General features: G+C 64.1%; 12 protein-coding genes. 5 read left to right on the top strand and 7 right to left on the bottom strand.

Annotation, left to right across the window (positions count from 1 at the left end):
* Nucleotides 1-60 precede the first annotated feature (60 nt).
* The 3 genes from KBB96_RS10690 (at nucleotide 61) to KBB96_RS10680 (ending at nucleotide 7,458) form a co-directional block, all read left to right on the top strand.
* On the top strand, nucleotides 61-3,870 hold the full coding sequence (locus KBB96_RS10690; RefSeq protein ID WP_211629399.1) for an autotransporter-associated beta strand repeat-containing protein: 3,810 nt from the start codon (nucleotides 61-63) through the stop codon (nucleotides 3,868-3,870).
* A gap of 26 nt (nucleotides 3,871-3,896) precedes the next feature.
* On the top strand, nucleotides 3,897-4,964 hold the full coding sequence (locus KBB96_RS10685; protein ID WP_211629398.1) for a hypothetical protein: 1,068 nt from the start codon (nucleotides 3,897-3,899) through the stop codon (nucleotides 4,962-4,964).
* A 115-nt stretch (nucleotides 4,965-5,079) separates the two neighbouring features.
* Nucleotides 5,080-7,458: a TonB-dependent hemoglobin/transferrin/lactoferrin family receptor gene (locus KBB96_RS10680; RefSeq protein WP_211629397.1), complete on the top strand. Its 2,379-nt coding sequence runs from the start codon at nucleotides 5,080-5,082 to the stop codon at nucleotides 7,456-7,458.
* Between the two features lie 207 nt (nucleotides 7,459-7,665).
* On the opposite strand, the gene tatA is transcribed toward KBB96_RS10680, so the two are convergent.
* The 6 genes from tatA to KBB96_RS10650 all read right to left on the bottom strand — a co-directional run bounded on the left by tatA (nucleotide 7,666) and on the right by KBB96_RS10650 (nucleotide 11,237).
* Nucleotides 7,666-7,857 carry a twin-arginine translocase TatA/TatE family subunit gene (gene tatA, locus KBB96_RS10675; RefSeq protein ID WP_211629396.1) on the bottom strand — a complete coding sequence of 64 codons (192 nt, stop codon included), beginning with the start codon at nucleotides 7,855-7,857 and terminating at the stop codon, nucleotides 7,666-7,668.
* A 190-nt stretch (nucleotides 7,858-8,047) separates the two neighbouring features.
* Nucleotides 8,048-9,184: a glycoside hydrolase family 76 protein gene (locus KBB96_RS10670; protein WP_211629395.1), complete on the bottom strand. Its 1,137-nt coding sequence runs from the start codon at nucleotides 9,182-9,184 to the stop codon at nucleotides 8,048-8,050.
* Between the two features lie 68 nt (nucleotides 9,185-9,252).
* Nucleotides 9,253-9,693 (bottom strand): arsenate reductase ArsC, encoded by a 441-nt coding sequence (locus KBB96_RS10665; protein ID WP_211629394.1) that lies wholly within the window; start codon nucleotides 9,691-9,693, stop codon nucleotides 9,253-9,255.
* Between the two features lie 19 nt (nucleotides 9,694-9,712).
* On the bottom strand, nucleotides 9,713-10,378 hold the full coding sequence (locus tag KBB96_RS10660; protein WP_226373523.1) for an MIP/aquaporin family protein: 666 nt from the start codon (nucleotides 10,376-10,378) through the stop codon (nucleotides 9,713-9,715).
* A 5-nt stretch (nucleotides 10,379-10,383) separates the two neighbouring features.
* Nucleotides 10,384-10,842: a DUF6428 family protein gene (locus tag KBB96_RS10655; RefSeq protein WP_211629393.1), complete on the bottom strand. Its 459-nt coding sequence runs from the start codon at nucleotides 10,840-10,842 to the stop codon at nucleotides 10,384-10,386.
* A complete protein-coding gene (locus tag KBB96_RS10650) occupies nucleotides 10,839-11,237 on the bottom strand; it encodes an ArsR/SmtB family transcription factor (protein ID WP_211629392.1) in 399 nt (132 codons plus the stop codon). Before KBB96_RS10650 ends, KBB96_RS10655 begins: the two co-directional genes overlap by 4 nt.
* 108 nt (nucleotides 11,238-11,345) lie before the next feature.
* Between KBB96_RS10650 and KBB96_RS10645 the strand changes: the two genes are divergently transcribed.
* Nucleotides 11,346-12,128 carry a hypothetical protein gene (locus KBB96_RS10645; protein ID WP_211629391.1) on the top strand — a complete coding sequence of 261 codons (783 nt, stop codon included), beginning with the start codon at nucleotides 11,346-11,348 and terminating at the stop codon, nucleotides 12,126-12,128.
* 10 nt (nucleotides 12,129-12,138) lie between these two features.
* Here the strand turns inward: KBB96_RS10645 and KBB96_RS10640 are convergent, their stop codons facing one another.
* The gene (locus KBB96_RS10640) at nucleotides 12,139-17,811 is read right to left on the bottom strand and encodes a CBM96 family carbohydrate-binding protein (RefSeq protein WP_211629390.1); all 5,673 of its coding nucleotides are present in this window, start codon (nucleotides 17,809-17,811) and stop codon (nucleotides 12,139-12,141) included.
* Between the two features lie 600 nt (nucleotides 17,812-18,411).
* Here KBB96_RS10640 and KBB96_RS10635 point away from each other — a divergent pair.
* Entirely contained in the window at nucleotides 18,412-22,965 is a 4,554-nt protein-coding gene (locus KBB96_RS10635; protein ID WP_211629389.1) for a beta strand repeat-containing protein, read from the top strand.
* The last annotated feature ends 137 nt before the right edge of the window (nucleotides 22,966-23,102 follow it).

The raw sequence follows: 23,102 nt of genomic DNA, 5'->3' as shown, positions 1-23,102 counted from the left end.
GCGCGCGCGGGGAAATCCGGAGCGGGACATGGTGGGGCATCCTCAAACCTCCCGACGCTCATGAAACCTCTCCGCTCCCCGCTGCTCGTTTCCGCCTTCCTCACCCTCTGCTTCGGCAACGCTTTTGCGGCTCCCGTGCCGATCACCCTGAGCGGGCAAACGGACTACGACGGTTGGGCGAATCTCACCGTGGCGGGAGGCTATACGGGCGTCATCTTTCCTGGAACCGCGGCGTGGAAGACCTCGGGTGGCAGCTGGACCAGCTACGATCCAGGAACAGGCGCGGTAGGGGCCATCGGCTCGAACACGTCCGCCTCCGGCGATGCGGTGATCTACAAGATCGCCAACGGAACGGCCGGTGGTCCCTACCCGGCGGGCGCATCCATTTACTTCGGTGGTGCCTCGGCCACGATCAACCTCGCCGGTGGTACGCTCGGGTTCGTGGACAAGACTCCGGTGGCGGGACTCAAGACGGTGGCCTTCCAAGCGGAGATCGGCGAGGCATTCGGCTATGACTTCCACGACCACGCGCAGCCGGTGCTCAACTATACCACGGCCTCCGGGACATTCACGTTGAATGCCTCCCACTCGGATCTGGTCTCGCAGGTCTATAGTGGCAGCGCCGCGATGCCGAGCGGGATGGAGGACATCTACAAGAACATCCGCGGCGTCCAGTTCGACCTCAGCGGCGTGTCGGAGGACATCCTTTCCTATGAGGTGAAATTCACCGGCGTGCAGCACGCGCAGCTCTATGCGGCGCGGATCGACCAGAGCAGCACGGCCTACGCGGCAAGCGTTTTCCCGCAGGCCACGGAATGGAGTGGCGGCGGAACGAGCCTGCTGTGGAGTGACACGGCGAACTGGACCGGCGGCGCGCTGCCGGTGGAGGGAACCAAGATTTCCTTCCCCACCGGCACGGGGGTGACTCTGGATGCGGCCCACGGCGCGAGCACGCTGTCCATCTCATCCGCCAGCGGAGTCACGATCGGTTCCACTGGCGCCGCATTGGCGATCGGCGAGGGCGGCTTGATCACCAGCTCTCCGGGCACCGTGACCCACACGATCTCCGCGCCATTGAAGGCCGGCGCGTTCAGTTTGCTCACCGTGGGCGGGGGGAACACGCTGGATGTCTCCGGCGATGTCCTCGCCCCGGGCTTCTACAAGAAGGGCGATGGCAATCTCGTGCTCTCCGGTGCCAACACCTTCACCGGCAACACCTACAACCAGATCATCCTGATGGGCGGCACGAACACCGTGACCGGCACCAACACCAATACAGCGGCCGCACTGTTGGAGCTGTATTTGAAAGACACGCTGGTGGTGCTGAAGGGGGGCGACAACCGCTTCGGAGCCAATTTCGCGCTGAACCTCTACAGCCGCCGGTTCACCCAGGATGCCACGATCCTGTCCGAGGAGAACGCGAGGCTAGTGCTCGGTGATGGCGTTGCGAAGTCGGACCAATCGTTCACCTCCATCCGCGCGGATGGCGTGAACATTTTCAATGAGACCACGGGCATCGGCACCACCGGGACGAGCTCGGATTCGGCGATTGTGGGTGGCAATGCCGCGGTCTCCACGCTCACGCTCACGTCTCCCTCCTACGATCAGTATAACGTCCCGGCATTCCTTGGGAAAATCGGTGGAGCGGGTGCGAATGAAAACCAGCTCGCGCTGGTGAAGCAGGGGCCGGGCGTGCAGATCCTCGGCGGCACCAGCACCTACACGGGGGACACCGTGATCGCGGGCGGCATGCTGCGCATCGACAGCGCCACCGCTCTGCCTGCCGCGAGTCATGTGAAGCTCGCTGGTGGCGTGCTCGGCCTCGGTTCGGGCGATCTTGCTGGAACACTGAGCAGCGGTCCCGGCGAGATCGAGTTCACTGGTGACGGGGGCTTCGCGGCTTTCGGCGGTCCCTTGGACGAGACGATGCTGGTGATGCCGCGCACGGTGGTCCTGAACGGCGGCGCGGCGCTGACGTGGGGCGGCGGCGGTTTCGTGGCGGATGGCAAGAAGCTGATCCTCTCGAACATCGGCGCGGACAACAACGTGGACCTCACCAACGCGATCGACCTCGGCGCATCCCCGCGCGTGGTGCGGGTGGACAACGGCCTCGGTTCGGCCGACGGGCGTCTCAGCGGCGTGGTCTCCGGCACCGGTGGTTTGGTGAAGACAGGCACCGGCACGCTGGAACTGACCGCCGTGAACACGTATACCGGAGGCACCGCGGTGGAGGGCGGAACGTTGACCCTGAACGGCGACTTCGGCTCGATCCGTGGTGATGTCCGGCTCGATCCGAACACCATGCTGCGGCTGGTCAATGTCGGAAACTACGACTCCTACTATGAAGATCGTATCGCTGACACGGCCACGATCACGATGAAGGGGGCGACCTTGGAGGTCCATCTCCCCGGCGGCACGGAGGGCACCCTCTTCTCCGAAGTGTTCTCGAAGCTGAAGCTCGAATCGAGCGCGAACATCTTCTACACCGCGCGCAACCAGGTCATCAGCGGGACGGTCAACCAGATCGTCGTCCAGATCGGCACGCTCGAGCGCGTTCCGGGGGCGACCATCCATTTCTCCGGCCAATCCATCGGCACGGATGTGAAGAACCAGATCCTGCTGGGCACGGCTCCGGTGCTGGATGATGGCATCATCGGGCCGTGGGCGACCACCGGCACCGGATCGTCCGGCGTGGCGGCCACCGAGTTCGTGACCTACGGGACCTATGGCCTCACGGCGCTCACCAGCTACCTCGCCTACACGGCGGCCGCGAACGACACCACGTGGACCACCAGTTCCAACATCAAGCTCAACGCGAGTTCCTCCACCACCGGCTTCACCAGCACGTTGACGGCTCCGCGCGTCATCAACACCCTGAACTTCCTCGGAGCCCGCGGCGGCACGGTCGGTAATGTTCTCAATCTCGGCGGCTTCGCGCTGCGGGTGGAGAGCGGCGGGATCATCGGCAGCGGCGGCAGCAGCACCCGCACGAACAAGATCAACAACGGCACGCTCACCGCGGGCACCGGAGTGAACACGGCCTCCGAGCTGGTGATCACGGCGAGTGGCGCCACGGACATCGGCGCCACGATTACGGACAATGGCACCGGAGCCGTCACGCTGGTGAAGACCGGCATCAACACCCTCACCCTGGGCGGGGCGAACACCTACACCGGTGCGACCATCCTGAACCAGGGCACGCTGGCGCTTACCGCCGCCAACCTTCCAAATGGAGCGGATCTGAAGCTGAGATTCGGCACCGCGCTGAATCTCCTGCATTCCTCCACGGATACCATCAAGGGATTCCAGATCGATGGCGTGGCCCAGGTGCGCGGCACGTGGGGGCGGATCGGATCGGGCGCGGAGCACGAGTCCGCCTACATCCTCGGAAACGGCAGGCTGCTGGTGACGGAGGGACCGGCCGGATCACCGTTCGATGCATGGACCGCGAACCAGTCCCTCACCGCAGGCGTCAATGATGGCAAGGCCCACGATCCGGACCATGATGGCTGGAACAACCTCGCGGAGTTCGCGTTCGATGGTGCGCCGCTTTCCGGTGGGAGCGGCGGCAAGCTGCGCTCGAAGCCGGTGGAGGGCCCGGTGCTGCTCACGTTGGCGGTCCGCAGGAACGCGGGGGCCTTCACGGTGGATGCCAATGGTCTCGTCTCCGTGCTGATCGATGGAGTCCGCTACCGCATCCAGGGCAGCGCCGATCTGGTGAACTGGACGCTGCCGGTTTCCGAAGTGACCGCGGATGCGGATGGCATGCCGCCGCTTTCCGATCCGCTGGGCTGGGAATACCGCAGCTTCCGCCTGACCACGCCGGGTTCAAGCGGCTTCATCCGCGCCAAGGTCACGGACACTCCTTGAACGTTGGAGCTTTCATCCTCATTGCCATGTTCCGTTCACTCACTATCACCACAGCGTTTCTGCTTGGCGCCTTGCCCGTGACCGCGCAATCGCTGCTGAAAAACCACGCGCTGGATGGTCTGGTCAAAACGACCTATTGGACCTTTCTCGCCTCTCAGAATCCATATCGCATCCCGGACAAACCCTCGACCATGACCGGCACGATGACGGTCGCCAGTCCGGGATACGGTGCGGGCATGGGTCTCTACAGCTGGACCGGAGCGTATTCGATGACGGTCAACCAGACCGCCACCAACTTCGACATCCAGCACGCGGTCTACCAGCTCGATGTCACCTGGGATCCCGCCGTGACCTTTCCGTTCAATGGCGGTCCGGTGCTGAGCTACAATGGCGGAAACCAGCAGATCCACGCCACGCTGCCGATGATCCTGGATGGCACCAAGGTGGTGGACAACAACACCGGCGTGCCGGAGATGGAGAACATCGACTCCTTCACCTACCGCGGTGTGACGTGGCAATGGGATCTCTCCGGGGTCACGGATGTAATCCACAGCGTGAAGATCCATATGCCGCTGGCCAACCATACCTCGGTGGTCGGCGCGCGGATCGATGTGGCATCGGATTTCCAGCAGGTCGGCGGAGCTCCCACCACTCCGCTTGAGACGTGGCGGCAGTTGTATTTCCAAACCACGGAGAACAGCGGCAATGCGGCGGATCTGGCGGACCCCGATCGCGATGGCGTACCCAATCTGATGGAGTACGCGCTGGGGACCAATCCCACGCTCGCCACCATCGACAATGGCCGGTCCGCCTCGCCCGTGCCCGAGAGCTTGGACGGACGGCTGCGGATCGGGTTCTCCATTCCCGACACTCCGCCGGCCGAGATCACCTACCGGGTGAAGGTGGCGAACGATCTCACGACCTGGTCGACGCTTGCGACGAAGGTGGGCACCGGTGCGTGGTCGTGGTCGGGCACCGGAGCATCCGGTGTGGCCGTCGTGACTGCCAGCGGCCGATCATCGGTCAAGGTTTCCGATGATGCCATGATGTCCGCCAATCCACGGCGGATGATGCGCCTCGAAGTCAGCCGTTGAACTTCTCTCCTGGCCGCAGGTGTGCGGCGATACCTCCCACTTTTGACAGATGAATGGTTTCCATTGGATGCTTCCGGCCGTCAGGCATGCCGGGAGCCGTTTCCACCTCGTGTGGATGCTCTCGCTTTGCCTGGCGGGTTCGGTCCCGGCGCAGGACGCCGCTCCGGTCGTTGATCCGGAAGAGAAAAAGCAGGATGCCGGCAAGGAGGATTCCGGAGGCATCCTCCCACAGCTTGAGGAAATGGTGGTGGTGGCCACCCGCACGCAGCGGTCGTGGCTGGATACCGCGGGTACCGTAGCAAGCGTGGACCGCGAGGCGCTGCTTCAGACCGGCGCCCAGGATCTCGGTGGCATCGTGAAGTACGATCCCACCGTGGTGGTGCCGTTCGACATGACCACCGGCGATGGTGCCGTGGCCTATGCGGCGAGCGGATCGAGCAGCTTCAACATCCGCGGCACCGAGGGCAACCGCGTGGGCGTGGAGGTGGATGGCATCCGCCAGCCTCCGGAGTATGCCTCGACCTCCTTCGACGCGGGCGCGGAAACCGGCGCGGGCGGAATCGGCCGCGATTACTTCGATCCGGCGATGTTCCAGCTGGTGGAGATCCTCAAGGGCGGCGCGAGCGCGCTCTACGGCAGCGATGCCATGGGCGGCATGGTTTCGATGAAGACGCTGGGCTCCGACGATCTGCTGGGAAAGAAGAACTGGGGCGGCTTCGCACGCACCCAGTATTTCTCACGCAACGAGGGCCTCGCGTGGCAGCTCGGCGGGGCGATGAAGGAGGGGGACTTCGACATCATGCTCGTCTATGCCGGACGCGAGGGTGAGGAGACCGCCAACAATGGCACCATCCCGCCGGACCCGATGCAGATGGACAGCAGCGCGTGGCTCGCCAAGGCGGGCTATGGCTCCGGGGAAAACCACTTCCTGCTGACGCTGGAGAACTACCACCGCAGCATCCACGCGGACATGCGCAGCGCGCTCCATCCGTCGATCGAGATGTTCAACATCTTCAAGAAGAGCATCGACAACTGGCAGGCCGTGGACCGCCAGCGCATCAGCCTGAACTGGCTATACGAACCGGTGGGGGGCGTTATCGACACCTTGGACACGCATGTTTATTGGCAGGACGCGGACATGGGCACGCGCAACCGCAGCACCAATCCGCGCCGCGAGACCGGCTTCCCCGAGGAGTGGGGGATCGACTCCACCGAAGGACGCAACCGCCGCCAGAAGATCGATTTCGAAACCGAGATCTACGGCATCAATTCGATCGCGCGTCGCGACTTCGAGTTGTTCGGGTTGAAGCACCGCTTCCTCGGAGGCGTGGATGTTTCGCAGGAAAATTCATCGAACCGCTTCGACCGCATCGAGACCGATGGCGTGGTGCTGCCGAATCCGGACGGCGGCCTGCCCATCGTTTCCACCCGGACCACGGTGTTCGACCGCATCTCCTTCGCTCCCTCCGAGACCAACCGGCTGGGAATCTTCATCCAGGATGAGATCGAGCTGAGCTCGCGCTGGAGCACCACGCTGGGTCTCCGCGGTGACTTCCATCAGATCAATGCCGAACTGACTCCGGCGTATCTGGCGCGCCTTGGAGCCCTGCTCGATCTGGGCCTCAAGCCCTCCAGCGGCTACGAGAACTTCGGACTCTCGCCACGGTTCGATCTTCAATACAAGATCACCGATCACACGCGAGCCTACGCCGGATACAGCATGGGCATCCGCAATCCCACGGCGGAGGAGCTCACGATGATCTTCGAGCACCCCGCGGGCGGCTTCCAGCAGATCACCGTGCCGAATCCGGACCTGCGTGAAGAACTGAGCCACGCCTTCAAGCTGGGCTACAAGGGTGAGTCCGGGCTGGGCAAGGTGGGCATCGAGGCCTTCTTCACGAAGTATCGCGATTACATCAACGGCAACGTCCCGGTGGATACGATGCCGGACGGCACCGTGCTGGTGACCACGGAGAACATCGGCGCGGCGATCATCTACGGCCTCGAGGCCAGCGCGGAGTGGAACGTGGGCGAAACCGACAGGCGGTTCGATGGCTTCACGCTGGGCCTGAGTTCCGGGCGGGTCTATGGTGAAAACCAGACCAAGGGCACGGCGCTCAATACCGTCGATCCCTGGAAGACGGTGGGCTGGATCGGATATCAGGAACCGGATGCGAAATACGGGGCCAAGTTGCTCGGCACCTACACCGCCGCCGTCACCCGCACGGATGACACCACCATGAACGGACGGATGTTCCGGCCACCGGCGTGGTTCACGCTTGATATCGTCGCGTGGTATCACCCGATCGAAAGCGTCACGCTCAATGCCGGGGTGAACAACCTGTTCAACGAGAAGTATTGGAACTGGAGCACGGTCCGCCGGGGTGGCGGGCACCTGGGCCTCGATGTCTTCGGGGGTCAGGCGGGCTCGGTGGATGACCGGTCCACGGCTGCGGGCACCAACTTCTACCTCTCCGCGACCTATACTTTCTGAGAGGGCCTGGCAATCGGCCCGTGGCTGGAGCATCTTGCTCCAGTCCGTGTCCGGAGCGTCCCCGCTCCGGACCTCCCTCCTCCGGTCACTATCAAACCTCCGTGGTGTCCCGACACCGCGATTTCCAATGAGATTGGGAACCGGGCAACGAAAACAACCCCGGACCGGAGCAAGATGCTCCAGCCACGGGCTTGCTCTGTATCAGTATCAGGCCTGCTTGTCGGAGTCGCTCTTCGGCTTCTCGACTTCGCTTTCGGCCTTGCCCTTGTGGAATTCACCGAGGCTTTTGCCCACGCCGCGGGCGAGCTCCGGCAGCTTCTTCGCGCCGAAGAGCAGCAACAGGACCACGAGGATGAGACCGATTTCGACAGGGCTCAGAATGGCGAGAGGCAGATTCATAAAACTGGAGGACTGATGTTTTTGATATGAAAGGATATTCTCCGCCCGGCCCGGGCGTGGCAAGAACTCAAGCCATCCGGCATTCAGCTCCCTGCCGGGACAGTCGCGTACCGGCAGGGTATGGGAAAGCCGTTTTTTGTCCCCTGACGGGCGGAATCCGGACTATTTCCGGCCATCGAGCCGCCACGGATCAGGACTTCCGGGGGTTGTCCGAATTTTGCCAGAATCTCACGGCGGCGGGGCTGTCGAGGTCTTCGAGCAGCCACAATTCGCGGGCGCATGAGGCATTGTCGATGACCTCCGGTTTTGGCGCGGATTTCCACGAATCGTAATGTGCGGTGCAGGTCTTTTTGGCGCGGTTCAGGTAATAGTCATCCTTGGTGTGGCGGTACATCTCGATATCCGCCTCGACCATGAGGTGCGACCACTTTTGTAAATCGCGATAAACGCCATTGCCATCCAGGAACGAGTCCGCGGCCTTCGCCACGCGCTTGGCTTCCGCGAGGTGGGCGGGATCATTGGTGTAGCTGTGGAGCCACAGGAAGCAGCGCAGCATCAGTGCCGTATTGTAGGTGAGGCGCGCGCGGCTGATCTTGCCGGTGGAAACCTTGATGTGGTCCATGAACAGACCGTCCTCGGATTGCAGGGTCTTCACCGTCCATTCGACGATCTTTTTGCCCTGGGCAATGAGCTTCTCCGCCGTCTTCGGATCGCTGAACTTGGAAAGGCGGAAGCAGCTCAGGGCGGCGGGGGCGTTCACGCAGGTGTTTTTCGCATCATCATTGTGGCGTTCATGCCACCAGATGCCGCCGCCGAGCTGGTCGTCCCAGCCGCTGAGGACGAAGTCGTGCGTCTCCTTCGCCCGGCGCAGGTACTTCGCCTCTCCGGTTTGCTCGTAGGCTTCCAGAAAGGTGAGCACCATCCACGCGTTGTCGTCGTAGTACTTGTCGTTGCCATTGCCGGCGGTGGGTAGCGGTTCGTAGCCGGGAATCTTCACCTTCGGGTCCCAGTAGGCCTCCAACCCCTTGAAGTAGTGGTTCATCATCGGCTGGAAGCGTTGCTTGTCGTGGCGGGCGGCGGCGACCAGCGTGGAGAACAGAATGCCCCCGGCCCAGATCGCGGTGGGGTTCTTCTTGTCGGCCTTGTCCATGTAGATCTCGCGCTTGTCGTCCCAGTAGCGGTCGAGCCAGTCCGTCACCTCACGGGCGCGGGACGGAGCGGGCTGCTTGGTCTGGGCTTGGAGCAGGGTGGGGCACTGCAATGCCATCCAGCCTAGTCCGATTGTTTTCAGCGAGTTGCGCCGGGAAATAGGTTCGGGGTATTTCATGCAATGCGTGCAAAACGCCGGGTGCGGCCTGTATCTTTCGGACATTCTCCCGGTCGCAAGCGTGCGCTTCAGGCTCGGAGGGAATCGAGCCGCCCCGCCGCATAGGCTTCGAAGACGGTGCGGATCTCATCGCGCACCCGGCGGAAGACGGCCATCTGCTCGTCCTCCGTGCCGGTGGCGTGCGCGGGATCATCAAAGGGGAAATGGTGGCGGTTCATCTGGCCGGGGAACATCGGGCAGGCCTGGTCGGCATGGCCGCAGACCGTGATGACGGTTTCCACGGTGTCGCTCAGAAACTCATCGAGGTGCTTCGAACGATGGCTGCTGATGTCGATGTTGATTTCCTCCATGGCGCGGATGGCGAGCGGATGGACGTAACCGGCGGGCTTCGATCCGGCGCTTTCGATGCGGAAGCGGTCGCCGAGTGCGTTGCGCAGGATACCTTCAGCGAGGTGGGAGCGGCAGGAATTGCCGGTGCAGAGGACGAGGATGATGGGGAGGGAGGACATGAAGGTTGGGAGGCGGGGTTCAGTGGCATTTGCCATCACAGCAGCCGGGTTCGCGGATACCGATGCAGATCGGAACGGCGGCCAGCGCGCCGAGCACGGTGGCGGTGAGGTAGATCCAGAGGGAGTCCAGGTGTCCGGAAACCAGCGCCGGACCCAGCGAGCGTGCGGGGTTCATCGAGGCTCCGCAGATGGGACCGGCGAACATCGCCTCGAGTGCGACCACGCCACCGATGGCGATGCCCGCGGTGATACCCTTTTCCTTCGCGCCGGTGGAGACGCTGAGGATCACCAGCATGAGGATGAAGGTGAGGATCGCTTCCAGGATGAAACTCTGTTGCCAGCCGCCGGAAGGAAGCGTGGCTCCGAGCGTGATCGACTGCGGGAATAGTAGTTTCACCGCCATGCTGGCGGTGATGGCCCCTCCGAATTGGGCGAGCAGGTAGCCGGGCACTTCGTTCAACGGAAAACGCCGTGCCGCTGCGAAGCCGAGCGTCACGGCCGGATTGAGATGCGCGCCGCTGACATCGCCGAAGGTGTGGATCATCGCCAGCACCACCAGGCCGAAGACCAGCGCGATCCCCGCATGGCCGATCACGCTGCCGGTGGTGTGGTTCACCACGATCGCGCTGGTCCCGGCGAAGACGAGGATGAAGGTGCCGAGGCACTCGGCGAGGAGACGTTTCATGGGAGTCAGCAGCATCCTTGGGGGCCAAGGCAACGGTTGCCGCCGATGGGCGGCAAGCCACAGAGCTCCGGAGCCAGGCACTCGGTGTGCTTGTGGGTGAGATATAGCACGACGGCTTCCCCCGTCACTTCATGGCGGGAGATGGTGTATTGGGAGATGATGCGGTCCTCGTATTCGATTTCGACGGGGACGGACTCGTCCGGCAGCAGGGTTTTCGCTTTCCGGAGAATGGCCGCCATCTTGCCGGTTTCCAGACGATGGCCCACATCCGGGACCACCCAGACCTGGAGCTGGCAGGTGACGGTATCGCGACGGGTGCCTCCACAATCCAGGAAGGTCTTTTGCGTCCGGCCGACTTCCGTGACGTGGAAGCACACGGGAACGGCATCGCCATCGGGCAAGCTGATGTGGAACTGGCGGGTGGAGTGTTCCGCCAGCAGGGACTTCAGTTCGGAGAGGATCATGAGCAGCAGCGTGTGGAGACTTTGGAAGAGGTGGAGGAGATGAGTTTTACGGAACCGGGGCAGCAACTCGACGCGCGCTTTTCCATGCGGGTCACGGCGCGTTTGAGATCGGCGGCTTCCGTTTTTTGAGAGGGCGATCCCAGGCTGGCGGCGAGGGTGGAGAGAAGCTTCCGGAAGCGCGGCTGGATGCGGAAGTAGGTCCACTTGCCGCAGCGCTCGCTCTCCAGCAGGCCGGCTTTCCGCAGGATCTGCACGTGGCTGGAGACGGAGGACTGCGGCATCCGCAGGATGTCCGCGAGCTCGCACACGCACAGCGCCTCATCCCGCACCAGCATGGCGATCCGCCAGCGGGTGGCATCCCCGATCGACCGGCAGAACGTGACGGAATTTATCATGACGAGAAATTTCGTCATGAACAGGCGCGTTGGTCAAGGTCCGATCACCGGAGGAGAGCCGCGGTTTCTTGCAAATGATTGGTATTGCCGCCGGGTGATTTCTGCTTCGTGCCCGCCGGGGCCCATATCCATGCGGGCAAGATATTGTTGGCGAAGGCCCGTCTCGCCGCGCAGGCGGGAGACGAAACGGAAGCCCTCAGGCTCACTGGCCTGGTGGGGAATCTCGCGGATCGTTTGCATGATCTTGATGTGCCCAATCTTCAGACCGAGACTGCCAGCTTGGGATTGGAGCGTGTTTTGCAACAGGCCATTGTGCGGCATTTCCTTCCCACCATCGGAAAGCAGGCGGATCTCAAACGCTGGCGTCCACTGATCGAGCGCGAAGGTCGCTACGATCCGCAAGAGCTGGCGAAGGTGATGCGCGGGGAGTTCCACACCACCTCCCGCGATTTGCTGCTGCCGATGATACTGGATGAGCGCAACCGGCTCCGCCCGCGAGATGGGATGGCGGTGGCACGCGCATACGCGGCCAGCTTCGATCAATGGGTGCGGTCGATGGACTCCGCCGGGTTGAAAGACCTGCAGGCAGATCCGGGCTTGGAGCAGACTTGGAATAATTCCCATGCCAGCGCGGAAGGACGGCGGATTCTCGATACCCTGTTTGTGAGTTCTCCGGCTTGGAGCAAGGGCTTCGTCCGCATGTCGTACCGGGCCGGTCTCAACCACACGGTGCTCGATCTGGCTGCTGCCGAGCAGCGGGGTGAACGGGTGGAGGAACGCGGAAAGGAATTGAGCGGTGGCGCTTACGTTTTCGACTCCCCACAGCGGATGGTATCGTTGTCCGCCTCCATCGCCGTTCCCGGGGTCGAACCGGTGGCGCTGCCGTGGTGAGAGCCACGGTTCAGCGCGTGACCTTCAGCCGCAGGAAACGCTGCGATCCCGGAGAGGCGGTTTCGGTGATGGTGACCTGACCCGTGCCATCGTCCGTGACCTGCGCGCCGTTCAACGCCCAGATGGAGGCGCCGGCGGTGCGTGATGCGACCACCAGCCATTGGATCAGATCGCCGGAGGCATGCACCTCGTAGCCCACGTCGGTGGCGAGCAGGTTGCGCTGGAAGCGGATACCCGGCTTCCGGCTGATGGAGACGGGGCGCGGCAGCCGGGTGAAGGCGGGCTGCGAGGGTTCCGTGCCCGTGGCATACTTCAACAGGTTGGAGACGCCATCGCCCGCGGGAGTGGCGAGGTCCGCTGCAAGGCCCGCATCCGCACCGGTGCCGAACCAGTTCTGCCGCCAGGTCTCGATCGGCGTGGCCGCACGCACGCGCAAGGTTCCGGAGGTGTCCAACTGGCTGGTGTCCCACATCAGTCCGATGGCGGGAAACGCGGGCTCCAGCGTGGCGAAGCTCCCGGCATACGCCGCGGCGGTGAAGATCTGGAACTGGTCTCCGGCTGCAAGCGCGCCCGACTGATTCCTGATCGCCAGCGTGCCTCCATAGGTCAGCACGGTGGCTCCGCGGATCTCGTCGCGCGTGCCTGCCGTCTTGTCCAGGTCGATCTCGGTCCGGCCTTGGAGCTGGAGCGACTGGCTGGCATTCAGCGTGCCGATGGTCACGCCGGGAGAGATCGTTCCATCCGGAAGGATGGTCACGGAGCCGCCGAGCGTGCCGGTGCCTGAGAGCACGCCACCCGCCTGCACCTGCACCGGCCCGGTGGCGAGCGTGCCATTCACCATCAGCGTGCCAGCGGCGATGATGGTGGAGCCGGTGAAGGTGTTCACGCCGGAGAGGATCTGGATTCCCGTGCCGGTCTTGGTCAGGGCGAGCACGCCGGGACCGTTCTGCAGGATGCCGGCGAAATCGCCATCCGCATCGTTGTCACCGAGGGTGAGCGTGGCGGTGGCGGCCGCGGTGTTCGTGACGATGCAGCGGGTCGTGACCGGGCCGGAGGAGGATAGGGCGTTCAAGGTCGGGCTCGTGCCTTTCAGATCGAGCACGGAGTTCTCGTTGGGGTTGTTGTTATTGATGACCACATCCCCCTTGTCCGCGCCATGGGGCAGGGCGGTGGCGGAGCCCAGCTTTACGGTGCCGTGGCTGATCGTGGTCTGGCCGGTCCATTGGTTGCCCGGATTGGAGAGGGTGAGGATGCCGCCCGCACCGCCATAGGGGCGGCCGATGATTTCCAACACCGGTGCGGGCAGGCCGCTGGTGTTTCCGAGCGCTGCCCAACTGGCGATGTTTGAGGAGGTGTTGTGGAACAACAGGGTGATCTGCTGGTTGGTGTCCGTGGCGAGCAGGTCGCGGATCTTCACGATATCGAGCGGCACGCTGACGATGCCCGCGACCCCGCCGTAGTTCGCCACCGATCCGAGCAGCACCGCATTGGCGTTCGGCAAGGCCGCCGAACTGTTGGGAATGTCGTCCGGAGCGGTGGTGCGCGCCGGTTGGTTGTTCCACGTCATCACCGCGGTCCAGGTGGCATCGGAGACGCCGGTTGCGTTCGTGTCCGCGAGGGCATAGACGCGGAGCGTGTCCGAGGCGGAGGGGGCGGTGAGGTGGAGCTGCAGCGCCATCGAATCGATCTCCGGCAGCGTATAGGCGGCGAGAATGTCGGCGAGGTTGAAGCGCAGATAGGAAATGCGCGTGTTGCTGTCATTGAGGCGCTTGGTGGCAAGCGTCTGCGTTTCCCCCTGGTCCGCGTCCGGCGAGCCGCGGAGCACGCAGGCATTGGCGGAGGCGGTGAGGCGCGTGGTGACGCCCGCGTCATTGGCGGTGGCGCTGCCGCCGAGTTCCAGCGAGTACTCGCCGCTGATCTTTCCGGAAATGATCCCACCGGTGGTGGTGGCGAGGCGTCCGGTGATGCGGGCATTGCCGGCCAGCGTGACCGGACCGGTGACGTTGCAGTTGTTGGCGGTCAGCCGGAGCGCGCCATAGTTGCCGCCGATTTCCGGGATGCCGAGGCCGACGATGGTGAAGGCATTTGCGAAGGACGAGGCGGAGGCAAGATAGATCTGGCCGCCGTCCGCCACCATGACGGGGCCGGTGCCGAAGCCGGAGGGGTTGTTGCCACGGAGCCGTCCTGCCTCGATCCGGGTGCCGCCGGACCAGGTGTTGGTGCCGGACAAGACCCAGGAGTTGCCTCCGGACTTCACCACGCTGGTCCGGCCACCGGGGCCGTCCGTGATGATGCCGGCGAGCGTGTTGGTGGAACCTTTGAACGGGTCGGGGTCACTCCCGCCGAGGGTGAACACGCGATCGCCGCTGCCGCTGGTGGCGATCGTGCCGCTCCATGTCAGCGAGGTGATGGCGGTGGGGCTGGACTCGAGCGTGCCGCCGTTCGCCGTGAGGGTGAATCCGCGGTTGGTCGTCGTGGCGGTGTTTCCGATCCAGCGCAGGCAGCCGCCATCGAGCACGATGTTCGGGGCCGCGGTGGATGCCGCTCCGAGGGGGCCTGCCACGCCGCCGTTGGTGAGCACCGGCATTTCCAGTGCGCCGCCGGAGATCGTGGTCGTGCCGGTCCGGTCGTTGGTGGTGGAGAGGGTGAAAGTGCCGCCGCCGCTTTTCACCAGCGGACCGGTGCCGGTGATCGCTCCGGTTCCATCGAGGCTGAAGTGGGTGTCCTCCGCGGAGAGGGTGATTCCCGCGGGTGCGACGGTCACGCCTGCGGGCAGCGTGATCTGCGTGATGACATTCGCCCGGTCGGTGAAGACGACCTTCTTCCCTGCTTGGAAAGTATCCGGCGCGGCGGTGATCTCATTGAACCAATTCGCCGTGGTGAGGTCCCACACGCCTCCGGAGGGCGAGTTCCAGATCAAGTCCGTGCCGGGTGAGGTGACGGTCAGGGAGACCTGGCTGCGCGCGGTTCCCGCGGTGCCATTGGCGAGGATCGTGATGTCGTAGGTCCCGCCGGGGGTGGACGCCGCGGTGGTGAGGGTGAGAACGGTGGTTCCTGCGGCGGAAAGAGAAGGAGGCGCGAAGGTCGCCGTGGCTCCGGCAGGAAGCCCGGTGGCGGAAAACGCGGCCGACCCGGTGAAGCCATCGCGCGTGGTCATGGACACCGTGTAGGTGGTGGACGTGCCCGCGCTCGTCGAACGTGCGGGGGGCTGCGCATCCAGCGAAAACGTACCATCGGTGACGAGGACGAGCTGCGGCCGGCGTGCCGGATCCGCATCCTCGCGCGAGGCATAGCTGGTGCCTCCCGACTCGCGGGCCGAGAACAACTGCACGGATAGTTTTTTATCCTTCGCCATCGCGGCGAGCACATCCGTGGTGACGATGAACTCCACCGGCTGGTTCTGGCGCGGCCACCACGTGACGAGGCGCGCGGGGGCGGCGGGCTGGTTGTTCCAGGTCACCGTGTTTTCCGCCCAGGTGTTGGAGGTGCAGACCACCGCGCCATTTTCGAGATCGGAGGAATCGACGGTCACCGGCACCAGCCGGATCTTCGCATGGAGCACCTTGCTGGAAATGCCGGAGAGGTCCCAGCGCAGCAGCGCGCGGCGGTCGTCATCCGCTCCGGTGGCTTCCTTCACGCCGAGCACCACATCGCCGCCCGCATTCACTGCGGCGGAGGCACCGGCGCGGATCGTGGCATCGGCTTCCGGCGTCAGGGTAACGGTGGAGCTGCCGGTGGTGGCGGGAGCCACGCGCAGTTCGAGCATCGACCAATCGACGGCGGCGTTGTTCTGCACCGCGAGGTTGAGCTTTCCATCGGCGAGACGGGCGAGGTCGTCCGCCAGATCGATGCGCAGGACGGTCGAGCCGGTGGTGGGAATGGAGGCGGCGTAGGTGGAGAGCGGCTTTGAATTCGCGAGATCGTCGATGTAGAGGCGTCCGTTCTGTGCATTGGCGGCGGTGCCGCGCACGCTCACCCACAGCGTGGCGCTGACAGTGGATTCTCCTGCGGCGAGGGAGAAGGAATGTGTCCATGGCACCCAGCGCCCCGCCTGGAGCGTGTCAAAGCCTGCCGTGGTACCCTGGGCCGCGACCTGCGATTGCCAGGTCGCATCCACCGGCGTGGTTTCGCCCGCGTCCGCGGTGAACTGGTCGAAATCTCCGGCCACATACTCGCGGATCTGGAGGCCGCGGCGCGTCTGGAGATCCTGCCGCTGGTTTCCCCACAGCGTGCTGGGGAAGACGTTCGCCCCATTCGCATCGTAGGTGCCCGCGCTGCCACTCACCGTACCCACGCTGCCGATCAGCCAGTTCCTCGCGGTGGGGGGATTCTGGATGATGTAGTTGTCCGCCTTGCTATTCCACACCACGCAGTTGCCACCTGCCCAGCCGTGGCCGGTGCCGGAGTTGCCGCGGTTGCGGACGTTGATCTCATCGCCATTGCAAGTCACGCGATCGTAGAGCAACGCGCTGCCCCAGCGGTGGTGCGGGCCGACATCGGCCCGTGCGGCATCGCTGGTGCTGGAGACGAAGGCATGCGGCCCCGGAGTATCGGAGCCGGTCACATACTGGTGGCGGTCGTTTTTGGTATAGCAGTTCCACACCAGGCACTGCGTCGCGCTATCGATGCAGAAGGCATAGCGGCGCCCGCCTGTGGACTCGGAGATCGGATCGAGCGATTGGGAATCGAGGATGCTGATCTGTCGTCCGCCAGCGGTGACGTTCACGCAGGCGAAGCCGAAGTACTGCGAGACCACGCGGCGCACCCAGGAATTTTCCGCAGAGGAAATGCCGATGAACGTCCACGCGTGGTTCTCGTCGTTACTGATCGTGGCGTTGTAGCTGGAGATCCCCTTGATGTCCTCGATGCCCGCGTTCTGGATGCGGCCGCTCCAGGTATAGCGATAGATTTTTCCGCCGCCGTAGGTGGCGTCGATCGCGGTGGTGATGGGGGCATCGATGAACACACGGCTGCCCTCGATGCGGGTGATCACCCGCTCGGCGAGGACATCGCGATCCCCCGGAGTCCACGGGTTGTCGAGCTTGTCCATGCCCAGCGCGTTGATCCACTCCTGGGTGCATGGGCGGAAGACCACGATGCTCTGGCCCACGGCGAGGTTGCCGGTGTTCTCCACATTGAAGCTGCGGGAGCCCACCGGCACATACTTGTCCGTGATGTTCTTCGTGGTGCTGCTGACGGTGGTGCGGGAACCGCTGCCGCCGATCTGGACCAGCGTGTATTGCCGCGGATCGGTGGCGCGCAGGCGGGTGCCGGTATCGGAGGCTCCCACACCGCGCAGCACCACGCCGCTGGCATTCAGCTTCAGGGTGGAACTGAGCTGGTACTCTCCGGCGGTGAGGAGCACCGCCCCTCGGATGCCATTCGCATCCATCGGCATCGCAGCCACTTGGTCGATCGCGGTCTGGATGCGCGCCCGATCATCGCCATCGGCGGGATTCAGGGTGACCTTCACCGCAGCCTCCGGGATGGCCTCGCGACCCGCCTTGTAGCCGCAGTCGCCGAAGTCTGGCACACGGTTGCCGAGGGAGTCACGGGCATACAACAGGCGGCCGTCCGCCGCGAGATTCACCCATGTGCCCTGCGGCGGCGCGGCCCGGGCGGTGGCGAGGGAAAGGCATAGCAACAGGGCCTGTGCGGATCGGGAAGGGCGGGGGAGAAGCATGGCGGAGGTCGCGGAAGGAACAGTACATCCTATCGGCCGGGACAGGAGGGGAGGCAGCTACCCGAATGAGTAGTTGTATGCAACGAATGGGGCGAATGGGAGACGATCGGGCGCGGATCGAACGGACATACTACGAGGTTTCCCGTAGTTGGCCGGAATACCCGGAAATGGGCCTATCCGGGGTGTGTGGGAATTTCTGTGTTTTTGGAAGGCGCTCCATCGGCTGCGGCCTGGCCGGAGTTTGATGGGGAGGGGTGATGATGACTCGTTTTCAGGAGGGTGAATTATTTTAATTATTTAATGGTGTGTGATTTGCGTTTGTTTTTGGGGAAACGGATGCCATGAGCGGAACCCATTGCGACGCGGGTTTTTCATGAGTTGGGTAAATGTGGGATTATTAGTCCGAATGTGGTAGTTTGCCGGTTTCTTCTTGAGAGAAGCGGGTCAGGAGGCCAATGTTTGAAATTGTTGCTTTCAATTCATGTCCGGTATCCGTGCTGCCGGGTAGTTGTCGATCCGCCTCCTAACCATCTGAAAATAAACAAGGAAGGTGTTTGTTGTCCGTCTGCCGCCCGGAACCCCCGCTATCGCGCAAAAACCATGAAAATCCTTGCCCCATTCCAGAAGCGACCCCTCCAGTCCGGACTCCCGCTCTTCATCACGATCGTCTCCTGCCTGTCCGCCCACGGCGCGACCATCACGCGCCTCAACAACGCCAGCACGCTCGACCTTCCGGCGGCGTGGAACGGCGGCGTGGTTCCTACATCCGCCGACATCGCCCAGTGGACGAATGCCATCACCGCCACCGGTTCGGGCGTTGGCGTCGCTGCGAACGTGAGCTTCGGCGGGATGCTGATGCAGAACACGACCAACATCACCGTCGCCGCCAGCGGTGGCACCCTCACGCTGGCAGGCATCTCCGGCACCGGCATCGACATGACCGGTGCGACCGCGAACCTCACGATCAACGCGCCGGTCACGCTTGGTGCCTCGCAGTCCTGGCTGGTGCCCACCGGTCGCACGCTGACGAATGGTGGTGGCATCGGCGGTGGCGCGAGCGCGCTGACATTCACCGGTCTGGGTTCCGTGGCGCTCAACAGTTCGAATCCCAGCACCTACACCGGAGCGACCACGTTCAATGGAGTGAACGTCAACATCAGCTATCCCGCGCTCACTTCCGGTCTCAGTTCCAGCACCCAGATGATCACGAGCGGTGCCACGGTCCGCTTCACCACGGGGACGAACAATACCTATACGCAGAACCTGAGCGGCCTGCAGGTGAATCCCGGCTGGTCCTACTTCGACCAGTTCCGCAACAGCGGCGGCAGGATGGTCACCAACTTCGGTCCGGTCACCCGCGGCGGAGTCGGCGCGACCGCCAGCATCACCAACAGCAACAACAGCAGCACCGTCAGCGGCACCACCGCCAGCACCAATGGCATCATCGGAGGCTGGCTGGTCTGGGCGAACAATGCGGCCGCGACCAACCCCACCGACTTCCCGCGCGGTGCCGCGACCGCTGGCACGCTGACCACCTTCGCCGCGCCCACCTACACCACGGACACCTGGGGTGGAACCACCAACACCAATGTCACGCTGGCGAGCAACACGACCTATGACAACGTGACCACGAACAGCCTGCGCTTTGCCGCGGCCCAGTCATCCACCGTCAACCTTTCCGGCACGAACACCATCAGCTCCGGCGGCATCCTCGTCTCCGGCGCGGTGGCCACCGGCTTCGCGAACGTCATCACCGGCGGCACGTTGAAGGGTGCGGCGGGTGCGGATCTCGTGGTCCACCAGTTCGGCCAGGGCACCACCAGCCTCGCGATCAACTCGATCATCGCGGACAACACCAGCACCACCGCCTTGACGAAGGCCGGTCCGGGCCTGCTCACCCTGGGCGGTGCGAACACCTTCACAGGCGGCATCTACCTGAACCAGGGCGAACTGAGGCTGACCACCGGCGGCACTTTCAACGGCAATGCGCTCACCTTCACCAACAACAGCAGCGGCATCCTCACCACCGGTGGCGTGGATGGAACGATCGGCGCGGTCAATACCTCGCCCATTCTCGCGGCCACCCTGCCGGTCCTCCAGAATGCCTCCGCCACCCCGGCCACGCTCACGATCAGTGCGGGTGGGGTCGGCACCTTCGCCGGAAACATCCAGGATGGCACCGGCGGCGGCGCGCTGGGCATCGCGAAGTCCGGAACCTTCATCCAGTCCCTCACCGGTACGCTGACCTACACCGGTCCCACCACGGTGACAAACGGCACGCTCTTCACGAAGAACTCCATCGCCAGCTCGAAGGCCATCACCGTGACTTCTCCGGGCGTGCTTGATGTTTCCACCCCCGGCCTCACCTTGCTCTCCGGGAATTCCCTGGGCGGCACCGGCAGCGTCACCGGCACGGTCACCGCGGGTGCGGGCACCAGCCTCATCCCGGGCGGCACCGGGACCATCGGCACGCTCACCGTGGATACGCTGAATCTCAGCAGCGGCGCGACGGTGAATGTGGATCTCGGCACGGGCAGCAGCTCGGACCAGATCCATGTGAATGGCGCGCTCACACTCGGTGCGAGCCAGGTGGTGAACCTCGGCCTCGCCGGTCCGGGCGCGATGACGCCGGGCAATACCTACACGCTCTTCACCGCGGCCAGCATCGCGAACTTCTCCCCGTCCTCCTTCACCGTCGCCTCCGGTGCGCTCGGCGGACTGACCTACACCTTCGCCAGCACCGGTACCGCCATCACCATGACCATCGGTGGCAGTCTCGCCCAGACCGGCACCTGGTCGTCCTCCTCCGGAGGAAGCTGGGGCACCGCGGGGAACTGGACCGGCGGCACCATCCCGAATGCCACGGGTGACACCGCGAACTTCGGCAACGTGCTCGGCGGCAGTTCCATGATCACGCTGGATGGGGACCGCACCGTGGCCGCGCTCAATCTGAACAGCCCGCTCGCCTACATCTTCCTGGCGGGCAGCGGTGGCAATCTCATCTTCAACAACGGCACCGGCACCGCGAATCTCACGGACACCTCCGTCCCGGCGGTCCCCGGGGATGTGGGCCAGATCATCGCCACCGGCGTGACCCTGGCGTCGAACACCATCGCCACCATTTCGTCCGGTGAAACGCTGGTCATCTCCGGGGCCATCGATGGCACCGGCTCGCTCACCAAGGCCGGCGCGGGGATGCTCGATCTCCAGGTGCCGAACACCTACAGCGGCGGCACCATCATCAGCGGCGGCGGCACGCTCGCGGTCGTCGGCGGTGGTCTGGGCACCGGGTCGCTGTCGTTCCTCGGCGGCACGCTCCGTTACACGGCGGGGAATACCGATGACTACTCCATCAGCCGTACCGTGACCTTCAACGGCCAGGCGGTATTCGATACCAACGGCAACGATGTCGCGCTCTCGCAACCGGTGGGCAACAATGGCGCGGGCGGATTCGTGAAGGCCGGCACCGGTACGCTCAGCCTCCCTGCGGCGAATACCTACACCGGAGCGAACGTTGTCAATGGCGGCACCTTGAGGATCGGCTCGGATCTCTCGTTGGGACAAGTGCCCTCCGCGGCTGGAACCAATCTGACGCTCGCCGCGGGCACCACGTTGATCACGGATGGCGCATTCACGCTGGCAGCGAACCGCGGTATCGTCCTTTCCGGCGGCATCGTCACTCTGGACACCGGAGCGAACGCCATCACCATTGCGGGTGCGACGAGCGGCAGCGGACTCTTCCACAAGGCGGGTTCCGGCAATCTCACGCTGACCGGCACGAGCACTGCGAATGGCGGCGTCACGATTGATGGTGGTACCGTCTTCATCGGCGGCACTGTCAATCTGCCGACAGGAGCGATCACGCTCAATGGCACCGGTGGCATCTCCACCGGCTCGGCAGCCGCCAACTTCGGCACCGTCATCGCCAACGGCACCCACACCATCGCCAAGACGGGAAGCTCCAATATCCTCGGCCTCGGCACGGTCACCGGCTCCGGTGCCATCACGCTTTCCAATGCGTGGGTGACGGATCTCACCGGCACACTGACCGGATTCAGTGGCACCATCACCGCCAGCGGTGTGGGCTTCCGCTTCAATGGAACAGGTGGTGGCACCAACCTGACGTTGAATCTCGGTTCACTGGGTGGCTTCGTCCGCCTTGCTGGTCCGTCCGGCGGCACCATCACCATCGGCCAGCTCATCGGCACCGGCGGCGTGCTCTCCGGGGGTGGCGGCGGATACACCGGTGCGGCGGCCTACACCATCGGTGGCAAGACCGTCGGAGGTTTCCCGGTGGACAGCAGCTTTGGTGGAGTGTTTGCAAACGGTGCGAGCGCGGCCCTCGTGATCAACAAGGTGGGTGCCAGCACGCTGACGCTTTCCGGTGTGAACACCTACACCGGCAATACCAACGTCAATGAGGGCGGCCTCATCCTCCCGGACAATGGCGCGCTCGCCTTCAAGCCGGGGGCGAATGGTGTCACCAACTCCGTCACCGGCACCATCTCCGGATCGGTCATGCTGGACGGCGACTTCAACATCGACACCACCGGTGCCGCTCTCGCCAATGGCAACACCTGGACGCTGGTGAACCGCACGGCGCTCGGCTCCGTCACCTTCGGCGCGAACTTCACCGTCACCGGCTTCACCGAAAACGCGAACGTATGGACGAAGGTCGATGGCTCGAACACCTGGACCTTCGATGAATCCACCGGCGTGCTCACGCTCACGGTGGCGGGCTATGCGAGCTGGGCCACCGCGCAGGGACTCACCGGTGCCCCCGGATTTGAAAGTGGAGCGGGGGATGATCCGGATCACGACGGCATCCTCAACCTGCTGGAATACGTGCTCGGCGGCAATCCGCTCGCATCGTCCTCCGGCGTGACGCCGCATCTCGCGGTGAATCCCACGAGCTACGTCTTCACCTTCACCCGCAACACCGATTCGAAATCCGATGTGACCTTGAACTTCGAATACGGCACCGGCCTGTCCGCATGGACGGCCGTCGCCATCGGCGCCGCCAATTCCGGTCCGGATGCGAACGGGGTGACGATCAACGTGGCGGCGGGCTCTCCGGAGACCATCACCGTCACCGTGCCACGCACTTTATCTGGGTCCGGGAAGCTCTTCGGCCGCCTCAAGGCGACCAAGTAGGAGTGACCCGTTGCGATGCGATCGCGCCGTCCGGATTGCCTCCCGGGCGGCGCGATTTTCGCTCTGCGTAGCTGGAGTCGTAAGACTTCAGTCAGGGTGGATTTTCCCTCATCCCGATAATCCCTTTGCCGATCGTC

The sequence above is a fragment of the Luteolibacter ambystomatis genome, assembly GCF_018137965.1.
Lineage (GTDB): Bacteria > Verrucomicrobiota > Verrucomicrobiia > Verrucomicrobiales > Akkermansiaceae > Luteolibacter > Luteolibacter ambystomatis.
Note: the sequence above shows the minus strand (reverse complement) of the source record. Positions and strands in the feature narration are given on the sequence as shown.

Bases quoted from the DNA above. Each gene is read 5' to 3' on its own strand.
- KBB96_RS10690 (WP_211629399.1), top strand. From the start codon at position 61: ATGAAACCTCTCCGCTCCCCGCTGCTCGTTTCCGCCTTCCTCACCCTC.
- KBB96_RS10685 (WP_211629398.1), top strand. From the start codon at position 3,897: ATGTTCCGTTCACTCACTATCACCACAGCGTTTCTGCTTGGCGCCTTG.
- KBB96_RS10680 (WP_211629397.1), top strand. From the start codon at position 5,080: ATGCTCTCGCTTTGCCTGGCGGGTTCGGTCCCGGCGCAGGACGCCGCT.
- tatA (WP_211629396.1), bottom strand. From the start codon at position 7,857: ATGAATCTGCCTCTCGCCATTCTGAGCCCTGTCGAAATCGGTCTCATC.
- KBB96_RS10670 (WP_211629395.1), bottom strand. From the start codon at position 9,184: ATGAAATACCCCGAACCTATTTCCCGGCGCAACTCGCTGAAAACAATC.
- KBB96_RS10665 (WP_211629394.1), bottom strand. From the start codon at position 9,693: ATGTCCTCCCTCCCCATCATCCTCGTCCTCTGCACCGGCAATTCCTGC.
- KBB96_RS10660 (WP_226373523.1), bottom strand. From the start codon at position 10,378: ATGAAACGTCTCCTCGCCGAGTGCCTCGGCACCTTCATCCTCGTCTTC.
- KBB96_RS10655 (WP_211629393.1), bottom strand. From the start codon at position 10,842: ATGATCCTCTCCGAACTGAAGTCCCTGCTGGCGGAACACTCCACCCGC.
- KBB96_RS10650 (WP_211629392.1), bottom strand. From the start codon at position 11,237: ATGATAAATTCCGTCACGTTCTGCCGGTCGATCGGGGATGCCACCCGC.
- KBB96_RS10640 (WP_211629390.1), bottom strand. From the start codon at position 17,811: ATGCTTCTCCCCCGCCCTTCCCGATCCGCACAGGCCCTGTTGCTATGC.
- KBB96_RS10635 (WP_211629389.1), top strand. From the start codon at position 18,412: ATGAAAATCCTTGCCCCATTCCAGAAGCGACCCCTCCAGTCCGGACTC.